Origin of the sequence: Paenibacillus sp. FSL H8-0537 (assembly GCF_038051995.1) — a bacterium.
Taxonomy (GTDB): Bacteria; Bacillota; Bacilli; order Paenibacillales; family Paenibacillaceae; genus Pristimantibacillus.
The window spans coordinates 5,309,715-5,320,134 of the sequence record NZ_CP150290.1; the positions used below are offsets into that span (position 1 = coordinate 5,309,715).

Genomic DNA, 10,420 nt, shown 5'->3' on the forward strand with positions numbered 1-10,420 from the left:
AAGTGACAGGCTGTACCCGGTTTTATTTTTGCATGGCGAAGCGGAAACCCGCTCCTCCTTAATAGTACGGCGAAATCATCAAGTAGACGACAACGCCCGTGAAGCTGACATAGAGCCAGATCGGCATCGTCCATCTCGCGATTTTGCGGTGGCGTTCGACCTGCATGGAGAGGCCTCTTGCCACAGATAGCAGCGCCAGCGGCACAACGACGATTGCCAGCAAAATATGCGTAATCAGCACGAAGAAATAAATGCTCTTCAATGCCCCTTCGCCGCCATATTTCGTCGATTCCGTCAAATAGTGATAGGTCACATAGGACACGAGAAACAAGGTCGTCGAGACGAATGCCGCTCCAATAAAACGGCGATGCAGCTTGATGTTCTTTTTGATAATCGCAACTAAAGCTACGACCAGAGCAATAAACGTAAAGCAGTTAAAAACCGCATTGAGCAGCGGCAGCAATTTCACATTGAAGCCAAGCTCCCCGTCATAGGCCGGCAGAAAAAACAGCACCGTCACTAGCCCTACGATCACAACGGTCAAAATCGCAATCAGCGGCGTATAGTTTTTGTCCGGCAGCAGCTTAAGGCTCTGCTCCTGTTCCCTTTTACTCATCGCTTCTTCCTCCTACAAATATGCTTCTCTTTCCAATATTTCAAGCAGAAAACAAAAGCTTCCTTCCCGATTATGCCATGCCAAAGACCCCTATTTCAGACGTTTATGTCACAAAAAATCGAATTCTAAGCATGAATTAGAAAAGTTGACACAAATGAAGCGCCAGCCGGGCCCGCATCAGCTTATCCGCATTCGCTGCATATAGCCGCTTAAGCTTTCATCGGTTGCCGCTTTATACATCTGAGAGAGATATACGGGATGAAGAAAAACACGCCCGGCAATCATCGTCAGGGATTCGGAATCTTAAAATCCAAGCTGGGGCTTGTAATCCTGAAAGGCCATCACGAGTCCCAGCATGGGCAAATATGAAAAGATCAGAACAAGAACTATACCCGGAATGAGCATGGCATGCAACGGCCAAGTGAGCTTGAAATTCCACCTCCGCATCGCTCTTTGTTTCAATAAATCCCCCTCCATTTAACCTTCTTCTTATTTATTGTTAGCGGTTACAGAAGCTATTGTAGCTTTCCAAAGCCATGGGGAGATATAACAATGTTTTAGGATTTATGTTGTTTGGTTAAGGAAACATCGGTTATTCGATGAACGACGAAAAGGGCTGCTTCGCATATGCGAAGCAGCCCTTCCTTTGATTTTGGAATCTTATTCGTAAATGTACGAGCAGCAGTAGTCTGCTACCGTCGCAACTTGAAGCTTGAATTTCGTGTTGGCAGGCACAGTGAACTCGCCTTTGCCTTGAATGTGCAGCCACTCCGTCTCGCCAGGAAGCAGCACTTTCAAATCACCAGCAAGAATTTCCATAATTTCTACGCAGTCTGTACCGAACTCGTAGTCGCCTGGCAGCATAATGCCGAGCGTTTTTTTCGTGCCGTCCGCGAACAATACAGCGCGGCTTGTTACTTTACCGTCAAAATAAACGTTAGCTTCTTTGACGACCGTTACATTTTCAAATTGAGACATGGCGGTATAATCTCCTTCTATTTCGAAAATTAAAGTACGGATTTCACTTTGCTTACAACGTTCTCAACCGTAAAGCCATATTCAGCGATGACGCGGTCGCCAGGAGCCGAAGCGCCGAAACGGTCGATACCGATAATCGTGCCTTGATCGCCAACATAACGCTCCCAACCGAATGGGGAAGCCATTTCGATAGCAACGCGTGCTTTAACCTCAGGAAGCAATACAGAATCTCTGTAAGCTTTGTCTTGCTTCTCGAACAGATCCCAGCTCGGAAGGCTGACAACGCGAACTTGAATGCCTTCTTCTGCAAGAGCTTTCTGAGCAGCAACAGCCAGTTGAACCTCAGAGCCTGTAGCAATGATTTGCGCTTGCGGCTTGCCGTCTTTCGCATCGGATACAACGTATCCGCCGCGGCGGATGCCTTCGCGTGCGTTATCAACAGAACCTTCAAGAATCGGCAGGTTTTGGCGAGTCAGAACAAGCGCTACTGGATTGTTTGTGTTCTCCAGCGCATAAGCCCATGCTGCGGAAGTTTCATTGCCATCAGCTGGACGAATAACCGTCAGATCAGGGATGATGCGAATCGAAGCAAGCTGCTCGATTGGCTCATGTGTAGGACCGTCTTCGCCGACTGCAATACTGTCATGCGTAAGTACGTATACAACAGGAAGCTTCATCAGCGCTGCCAGACGAATAGCTGGACGCAGGTAGTCGGTAAATACGAAGAACGTACCGCCGAATACTTTCAGACCTGTATGAAGAGCAATACCGTTCATTGCAGCAGCCATACCGAACTCGCGAACGCCGAAATAAATGTTACGGCCATCGTAGCTGCCTGGCTTGAACACTGGCAAGCCTTTCAGGTGAGTCATCGTCGAGCTTTCAAGGTCAGCGGAGCCGCCAACAAGGCTAGGGACATTTTTCGCTAGGCCGTTCAGGGCATTACCGGAAGCTACGCGAGTCGACACAGGCTTGTCTTCTGTTGTATAAACAGGAAGGTCTGCATCCCAGCCAGCTGGCAATGAACCGGAAGTTGCGATTTCGAATTGAGCAGCAAGCTCAGGATTTGCTTTTTTGTATTCAGCAAACAAAGCATCCCATTGCGCATTGGACTCTTCACCTTGCTTCTTCACTTCTGCGAAGTGTGCGCGAACTTCGTCTGGCACGAAGAACTGATTATCTTCTTCCCATCCGTAGAACTGCTTAGTCAGCTTCGTTTCTTCAGCGCCCAGCGGTGATCCGTGAGGACCTGCATGTCCGCCTTTGCCGCCTTTGTTCGGGCTGCCGTAACCGATAACCGTCTTCACTTCGATCAAAGTCGGTTTAGCATGGTCTGTTTGCGCTTCTGCAACCGCTTTGGACAAAGCATCCAGATCGTTGCCGTCTTCTACGCGCAGCACTTGCCAGCCGTATCCTTCAAAACGCTTCTGAACGCTCTCCGAGAAGGACAGGCTCAGTTCGCCATCGAGGGAAATATCGTTCGAATCATATAGGACAACCAGTTTACCCAGCTGCATGTGACCAGCCATGGAAGCCGCTTCATGTGAAATACCTTCCATCAAGTCGCCGTCGCCACAAACCGCATAAGTATAATGGTCGATTACGTTAAAGCCTTCTTTATTGTAAGTAGCAGCAAGCTGAGCTTCTGCAAGCGCCATACCAACGCCCATAGCCACGCCTTGTCCCAATGGACCAGTCGTTGCGTCAACGCCAGCTGTGTGGCCAAACTCAGGGTGACCCGGAGTCAGGGAGCCCCATTGACGGAAGTTTTTCAGCTCCTCAATTGGAAGATCGTAGCCGGAGAGGTGCAGCAGGCTGTAAAGCAGCATGGAGCCGTGTCCTGCGGAAAGTACGAAACGGTCGCGGTTTACCCAAGTCGGGTTAGACGGGTTGTGAACCATGTTTTTAGCGAAAAGCTGATAACCCATTGGAGCTGCACCCATTGGCATGCCTGGGTGTCCAGATTTTGCTTTCTCAATCGCATCGATCGCAAGCGTACGGATCGTATCAATCGAAAGCTGGTCAACTGATTTTTGAGTAACTGTCATTAGCTTGTTTCCTCCTAAAAATCCATTCTGGTCTTCTTGTTTTAAGTGTTGCTCTCTCTTTAGAAGCATGGCAAGGTGAAACGGCATTCGCCGTCCTCTGGTGGCGCGGCGCGTTTCATTCCGAGAAATATAGAGAAAGGATGAGAAAATCATATCCTTTCCTATTATTTCAAGGTGAAACGGCTTTCGCCGTCCTCTGGTGGCAAAGCTTCCGTTTTGCGATGAAATATAAGGCGGAAAGCCTGCATTTTTCAACATGCTTATAGGTCGTGCGCAAATGAACACAATGGCTTTGAACATTGTAACACCCGCCAGAGCAGTTTGCCTATTAAAAATTATTGATAAATAACCGTGAAAAACCTAATTAAATACGACCGTCTTGTTATGATGAACGATAATCCGGTCCTCAATATGCCATTTAACTGCACGGGCAAGAACGACACGCTCAATCGTGCGGCCAATCCGCTTCAAGTCGTCCACATTATCCCTGTGGCTGACCCGCTGCACGTCCTGCTCGATAATTGGACCGCCGTCAAGCTCCTCTGTTACATAATGCGCTGTAGCTCCGATGATTTTCACGCCGCGCTGGTAAGCCTGCGCATACGGCTTGCCGCCAACGAAAGCAGGCAAAAAGGAATGGTGAATATTAATGATGCGATTCGGGAATTGCTCGATGAATTTCGGCGAAATAATTTGCATGTAACGGGCAAGCACGATAATGTCTGCTTTATCCGCAACAACCTCCATCTGCTTACGCTCCGCTTCCGCTTTCGTATCCGCAGTGACCGGAATGTGGTGATAAGGAATACCGAAGCCTTCCACCATTTCGCGCATATCCGGATGATTGCTGACGACCATGGCAATATCGGCATCAAGATCGCCGGCTTTCCACTGCCACAGCAGTTCCATCAGGCAATGATCTTCTTTGGAAACGAAAATCGCCAGGCGCTTCTTGCGGCTTGCACGGAACGTATGCCATTTCATATCGAAACGGTCGGCAACACGGGCAAAATCCTCCACTAATACAGGCAGCTCCTTGTCGAGGTCAGTCAAATCGAACTCAAAACGGATAAAAAACATTCCGCCCTCCGGGTTCATTGTGTACTGGTCGGACTGCACAATATTTGCCCCATGCTCATATAGAAAATGGGAAACGGCTGCCACGATTCCAGAACGGTCCGGGCAGGAAATAAGCATGCGAGCCCGTCCGCTCTTGGCGGACGGCTGCTGCGATATAGATGGTGATGACATGTATTTCAAACTTCCTTCCTTCAACTATTATCTTCATTCTATTCATCATTTATAAATCTTTATATTTAGAGCACAGCTTTGCCTGCAAACCATGCTGTAATCCGTTGATTAATTTGCTCTTCCGTCAGTGCCGCCGGCAATACGCCGCCTTCAATAACGAGGTCGTAAATCCGCTCCATTGGCTCGCGAGGATCAGCTTTTCTCGCTTTGGCATCCGCCTTAAGCAGCTCCCATGTCGACAGTACAAATGCACGGTCAATGCCTTGCGGTACAAAAAACTGCTGGAGTTTCGCAACATCCTCCAAGAAGCTGTCGCCAAACCGCTGCTGAACTTCGCCGCGAAGCAAGGCGATTTCTACTTCGTACATCGGACGCTCGGTTTTGGCATCCTTGCCGATCCATGGCGTCTCCAAAACAAATGGACGACCTTTAAGTCCCTCATGATGGACAATGGCTTGGATAGCATCATAACCCAAATATCCCGAGCCTATCGGCGTATGGCGGTCCTTTGCCGCTCCACGCGGATTTTTGCTGTCATTCACGTGGACTACTGCAACTCGGTTAAGTCCTACGAGCTTGTCAAACTTGTCCAGCACGCCGTCCAAATCATCAACAAGATCGTAGCCTGCATCATGCATATGGCAAGTATCCATACAAATCGTCAGACGGTTGTTGCTTTGAACCTTATCAATAATTGCTGCCAGCTCTTCAAAGCTGCGGCCGATTTCCGTGCCTTTGCCAGCCATCGTCTCAAGCGCAATATTGACATTCGTTTCCTTCGTGCCTTCCAGCACTGCATTCAGCCCTTCGGCAATACGGCCGATGCCATATTCAGCATCCTTGTCAGTGTAAGCGCCTGGGTGCAGCACAATGTTCTGCACACCAATAGCAGCCGTACGGCGGATTTCCTCCTGCAAAAATTCAACAGCCAGGTTATAGGTGCTGTCCTTGTAGGAGCCGAGATTGACAATGTACGGAGCATGAACAACGATCTCATCAATACCTGTTGTTTGCATTAAAGCTTTGCCTTCTTCAATATATAGCGTGTCAATCGGCTTTCTTCGCGTATTCTGCGGTGCGCCGGTATAAATCATGAATGTGCTGGAGCCATAAGAAATAGCCTCCGTTGCTGCTGTCTGCAGCCCTTTGTCCGAAAATGAAACATGGGAACCGATTTTCAACATCGTTATATAACGCCCCTTTCGGTTTATCACACCTATTTTACAAGGAATGTCGAAATAAATCTAGGAATACGCTATAATTCATCCATGAGGTGAAAATTGGATATGAAATCAGCTCCTGATTGGTTTATGTATTTCATCATTTTCTGGGCAATCGTCATGGTCGTATTCATGGCAATCGGCGGTTTCTTTATGTTCCGCAAGTTTTTGAAGGTGCTCCCTCAGCGGGATGGCAAGTCCAAGCTCGATTGGCAAAATTATTGGGTGGACAGAAGCCGCAGCATGTGGACCCAGGAATCGAAGCTTTTTCTCGATGAGCTGGTTGCGCCTGTCCCATCTGCATTCCGAGATATAGCGAAGCACTCCATAGCTGCCAAGATCGGTCAAGTAGCTATTGAATATGAAGCCAAAGAGGTCACACGAGCACACTGTGTAGAAGGATACATACGGGCTACACCCAAAAGAGACTACAAAGTACTTGTTACCTTTCTCGAGAAGCAAGGCATTGATTACAGCCCTTTCAAGCATCTGCTCAACAAATAGCGTTTCTTAGTTTTACCATTTACGATTAGCCTGGCGCTGGCTGTTTAATGAGTCTTCTGTCCGTGTAAGAACATGTACGAGCATGGCGACGGCTCGCTCTGATCTCTTTTTTTGGAACCTATTGCGATCAGATTTCGTTTATACTGCCAGGAGGTGCTTCACAATGACAAAAAATAATAAAACCAAAAAAAGCAGCTTGATGGTGACGAGCTCCCTATTAGTAGCAATTATGCTCGCAACCGCCGCTTGCTCAAGCAATAGCAATAATGCTCCCGCTGCATCCAGCAGCCCGGTTGCCACAGACGAGCAGCCAGCTACCGTATCGCCAACGCCAGAGGAAAGCCCTGCTCCATCACCGAGTGATGGCGGAAGCGTAACAGAGCCTGGCGAAGCGTCGCCAGAAAGCAGCGCAGGAACAGACACGCCGACTGCTAACCCGGATCTAAAAAACGGTGAAGGTGTATTCAATGGCATTATCGACACCCACTCCATTGAAGTGGACACGCCAAGCGGCACCATCGTTTTGCAAATAGATGATAAGCTGCTTGATGTCATTAATACACTGCCAGAGAAAAGCAATATTAAATACCAGTATGTTGAAAAGGATTTAGACGGTTTCACGCAAATGTGGGCGGAGAAAATCGAGAAACAATAATGGAAAGCTGGTGGATGCATGCGGATCGCGGTAGCAGGAGGTACTGGTTTTGTCGGACAAGCATTGGTCAAGGCTCTTCTGGAGCGGCGTGATGAAGTATGGATTATTTCGCGCTCTGGACGGAGCCAAAACTCGCCTGTAGGAAAAGGCCTCCATTATATAACATGGAGCGAGCTTGCCGAGCATCCTCAAAAGCTGGAGGGAATTGACGCCATCATTAACTTGGCTGGCGAATCCATCAATCAAAGATGGAGCAACGAGGCCAAGCAGCGAATTCTTAACTCCAGGCTGACTGCAACCGCACGCATCGCCCAAATCGTCCAAGCTCTAAAAGGCAAACCAAAGGTTGTCGTTAATGCTTCAGGCATTTCAGCCTACGGGCTGTCAACTACCGAAACCTTTGATGAGTACAGCCCGACTGCCGTAACAGACTTTTTGTCAGAGGTGGTCAAGCAATGGGAAAAAGCTGCCGACGCGATTAAGGTAGAACGTCTGATCAAGCTAAGAGTAGGCGTCGTCTTGAACAAAACAGGCGGCGCTTTCCCATTAATGGCGCTTCCCTATAAGTTATTTGGCGGTGGACGGATGGGCAGCGGACAGCAATGGATATCTTGGATTCATCTGGAGGACATTGTTCGCCTCATCATCTTTTGCGTGGATCAGCCAAATGTGAATGGTCCTGTTAACGCTTCTGCTCCAGAGCCTGTTACGAATGACAGCTTTGGGAGAGCGATCGGCAAAGCAATGCATCGGCCACACTGGTTCCCAGTTCCCGCTTTTGTGATGAAAGCTGCGGTCGGCGAGCTTGCAACGCTGCTGCTCGATGGACAGCGGGCGCTTCCGCGTGTCGCCTTGGACAATGGATTTACTTTCCTATATCCGAATGTCGAGAGCGCAATGGAGCATATGTACAAAAAGTCCTAAGCCTGCTCCTTCCATCAGTTGCCTTGCTTCAATTCATATTTAGGACCATTTACTCCAGCTAGCTGGACAATATCTCCTACTGAAAATGGATAGGCTTTGTAAGCAATCATCGTTTGTCCGTTCAGCATGCTTCCATTTCGGGAGCCAAGATCTTTGATGAAGCAGCCTTTGTCGTCTCTATAACATTCGAGGTGCAGCCGAGATATTCCCTGCGCTTCGTCACCATAGTTGACCTGTTCGCCTATACGGCCAATTGTAAATCGGCCTTTCTCCCAATCGAGCCTCTGCCCTTGCCCTTCCCACTCCCTCTGGAGTGAGAGTCCGCTATTGGCAGCAGGCTTTTTGTTATGCTGTCCTAGCAGCACGGTCGCTTCCTCTCTTCTAGTTGATGCAGATTGCGAGGAAACTGTCTTTTTAAACGCGGGCACAGCTCCCTCCCTATCAACAGCCGATTTAGGGGGATGAACCAGCTCTTCCCATCTTTGATTTATTCCTTTATGACGTGAGTGGCTAAACGATTCTTCCATATTCTCTTCCTTCATTCTCTCTTCTTCTACTAATTCCGATTCAGCAATAACGCTTTTTTTGAGCCATATGGCTAGCAGTCCAGCCACACCGCCAAGCGATAAACCCAGGCATATAAACAGCTTGCTGCTAGAAGGAGACGTCAAATAAATATAGCGCCATATACAAGCCACTATTACAATGATTAAAGCGCTTAATAGCCACTTTCCTTTTCGAGCTGGCGCAGGCTCCTCCTCACTAAAACTATATGGAGGCAGAGGCTCGGCTTCTATCTCCCAATTGCCTGCGGCAAAAAAACGCTCATTTGGCGAATCATCCATAGTCGTTTCGCTTTTTTTGATCGCATCGCTATCGTGGCCAAACTCTCCAGCTTCTGCGTGATGCTTAGAACTGCTATGATCGGAAGGCTTGTCTGGCCTCATAATGCCAGCAAAATTAGCATTGCTAGCAATACTAGTACTGCCAGCATAATCTGGCCCGCTTGTGCTAGGCGCGGACGCAGGACGGCGATACGAACCCTCATACATTTTACTGATGCGCTCCAGCAATTGCGAACGGATCATGCTAACCGTAGCATCTTCTCTGCTTAACAAACGCAATATATGCTGAAACTCTTCGCCATTTATTTCTTCTATATAAGAGGACCAGCGTACTGCCAGAGCTAGCAGAGAGTTCGTACAGCTTGGAGCAGCCTGGCCTGTATTACTCGGTTTTAAAGGCATATACACGAGAAAAATATCGCTTAGCTGCTCGCCGACAAATATATGTGATTCTTCCAGCAGGCAGCCTTCAGGGCGAAGCATATAATGGCGACACTCATCCAGCGCTTCTATAATACCAAGCAGCACGGCATAAAACTTCTCCATTGTCAGTGATTGTATCTGCAAGCGATGAAGCAGCAATTTTTTGCCGCTTATTCGATATCTGAATGTAATGAGCCCATCAAGCTCAAACCATTCCATTGGCAGCATATGTGGAATCGAGCCGCCTTGCAGCATTTGCAGCTCTACATCGTCGAGCTCCTGTCTGCGTATGCCTCCCTCACGATCCAGAATTAGCTCATGACCACGATTCATCGCATAATCTACAATAAAGTTCCCCATCGGTTCTCCCCCTTTACTTGCAGCTCGTTTCTTTATGAACAGCTAATCTAAGTAAAGCTAACACGCTGTTAGTGTTATGTAAGCATAAGCCACGCAGTTAATGCCCCGGGTACTACTGCAAGCATAAATGGAAAGGTAGTCCCTCCCGCTGCCCAGCCTCCAAGCTCCTTGCGTCTGGGCTCTGCGCCTCTGTGCAACAGCAGCAGCAAGCCACTAAAAACCCTTCTGCTAAAAGGCCTATTAAACAGGACAAGCAGTACGCCAATTAAGCCAGCATATAAAATGGCATACATCATCATTTGCAGCACCGTACTTGTGCCAACCCATGCACCCAGGGCAGCGAACAGCTTAACATCCCCTGCGCCAATTCCTCTCGCCATATGCAATATAAACAGCGGTACAAAGCCTGCGGCAGCACCAATTAACCCCATCCATAATCCACTCCAGCTGCCAACGACAGTCTGATATAAGCAGCCTGCTGCAAAAAAAGATACGGTCAAACGATTTGGGATAATCATGGAACGCAAATCTGTCAGTAACGCAGCGATGAGCAGCACGGCTGCCGCTGCAAACGGTATGGTGAGCATTACATTCTG

The 10,420-nt window shown here is 48.4% G+C and carries 11 protein-coding genes; 3 read left to right on the forward strand and 8 right to left on the reverse strand.

Annotated features, from left to right (window positions below; translation table 11 throughout):
• Positions 1-58: 58 nt before the first annotated feature.
• From MHB80_RS22370 to MHB80_RS22395, 6 genes are all read right to left on the reverse strand, one after another.
• Positions 59-616 (reverse strand): DUF420 domain-containing protein, encoded by a 558-nt coding sequence (locus MHB80_RS22370; RefSeq protein WP_341279055.1) that lies wholly within the window; start codon positions 614-616, stop codon positions 59-61.
• A 303-nt stretch (positions 617-919) separates the two neighbouring features.
• Positions 920-1,078 (reverse strand): hypothetical protein, encoded by a 159-nt coding sequence (locus tag MHB80_RS22375; RefSeq protein WP_341279056.1) that lies wholly within the window; start codon positions 1,076-1,078, stop codon positions 920-922.
• A 198-nt stretch (positions 1,079-1,276) separates the two neighbouring features.
• Positions 1,277-1,594, reverse strand: a complete 318-nt coding sequence (locus MHB80_RS22380; RefSeq protein ID WP_046233271.1) for a pyrimidine/purine nucleoside phosphorylase — start codon at positions 1,592-1,594, stop codon at positions 1,277-1,279.
• A gap of 29 nt (positions 1,595-1,623) precedes the next feature.
• A complete protein-coding gene (gene tkt, locus MHB80_RS22385) occupies positions 1,624-3,642 on the reverse strand; it encodes a transketolase (RefSeq protein WP_341279057.1) in 2,019 nt (672 codons plus the stop codon).
• Between the two features lie 360 nt (positions 3,643-4,002).
• Complete coding sequence (purU, locus tag MHB80_RS22390) at positions 4,003-4,893, reverse strand: formyltetrahydrofolate deformylase (RefSeq protein ID WP_341279058.1); 891 nt, start codon at positions 4,891-4,893, stop codon at positions 4,003-4,005.
• Positions 4,894-4,958: 65 nt separating this feature from the next.
• A complete protein-coding gene (locus MHB80_RS22395) occupies positions 4,959-6,077 on the reverse strand; it encodes a deoxyribonuclease IV (RefSeq protein WP_341279059.1) in 1,119 nt (372 codons plus the stop codon).
• A gap of 102 nt (positions 6,078-6,179) precedes the next feature.
• On the opposite strand from MHB80_RS22395, the gene MHB80_RS22400 reads away from it, so the two are divergent.
• The 3 genes from MHB80_RS22400 to MHB80_RS22410 all read left to right on the forward strand — a co-directional run bounded on the left by MHB80_RS22400 (position 6,180) and on the right by MHB80_RS22410 (position 8,196).
• Positions 6,180-6,617: a DUF2621 family protein gene (locus MHB80_RS22400; protein ID WP_056041344.1), complete on the forward strand. Its 438-nt coding sequence runs from the start codon at positions 6,180-6,182 to the stop codon at positions 6,615-6,617.
• Between the two features lie 163 nt (positions 6,618-6,780).
• Entirely contained in the window at positions 6,781-7,272 is a 492-nt protein-coding gene (locus MHB80_RS22405) for a hypothetical protein (protein ID WP_341279060.1), read from the forward strand.
• An 18-nt stretch (positions 7,273-7,290) separates the two neighbouring features.
• A complete protein-coding gene (locus MHB80_RS22410) occupies positions 7,291-8,196 on the forward strand; it encodes a TIGR01777 family oxidoreductase (RefSeq protein WP_341279061.1) in 906 nt (301 codons plus the stop codon).
• Positions 8,197-8,210: 14 nt separating this feature from the next.
• Here MHB80_RS22410 and MHB80_RS22415 read toward each other — a convergent pair whose 3' ends face one another.
• Both MHB80_RS22415 and MHB80_RS22420 read right to left on the reverse strand, forming a co-directional pair.
• Positions 8,211-9,824 (reverse strand): DUF6382 domain-containing protein, encoded by a 1,614-nt coding sequence (locus MHB80_RS22415; RefSeq protein ID WP_341279062.1) that lies wholly within the window; start codon positions 9,822-9,824, stop codon positions 8,211-8,213.
• Between the two features lie 74 nt (positions 9,825-9,898).
• Positions 9,899-10,411 carry a prepilin peptidase gene (locus tag MHB80_RS22420; RefSeq protein WP_341279063.1) on the reverse strand — a complete coding sequence of 171 codons (513 nt, stop codon included), beginning with the start codon at positions 10,409-10,411 and terminating at the stop codon, positions 9,899-9,901.
• Positions 10,412-10,420: the final 9 nt, after the last annotated feature.